General features: G+C 56.4%; 1 protein-coding gene. It reads right to left on the bottom strand.

What is annotated here, in order from left to right:
• Positions 1-236: MBOAT family O-acyltransferase (locus LK536_RS59125; RefSeq protein WP_506092377.1), on the bottom strand; the 236-nt coding region annotated here is incomplete at both ends.

Genomic DNA, 236 nt, shown 5'->3' with positions numbered 1-236 from the left:
GGCGTTTTTTCAGGAAAAGCCGTTCCGCCACCTGCAGGACGCCATCGTACAGGCCCAAGGCCATTAAGGACAGCCCGGCCCCACGCCAGAAACCGGTGCAAAGGAATACAATCATCAGGTTCAGGCAGGTGCGAATGGTTCCCTTCCTGCTTCCGCCTAACGGAATATACAGGTAGTCCTTAAACCAACTGGACAGGGAAATGTGCCACCTGCGCCAGAACTCCCCCACATTCCGC

Source organism: Clostridium pacaense (assembly GCF_020709765.2).
In the GTDB taxonomy this organism is placed as follows: Bacteria; Bacillota; Clostridia; order Lachnospirales; family Lachnospiraceae; genus Enterocloster; species Enterocloster hominis.
The sequence above is the reverse complement of the archived record's forward strand: the minus strand, read 5'-3'. Positions and strand labels throughout refer to the sequence as shown.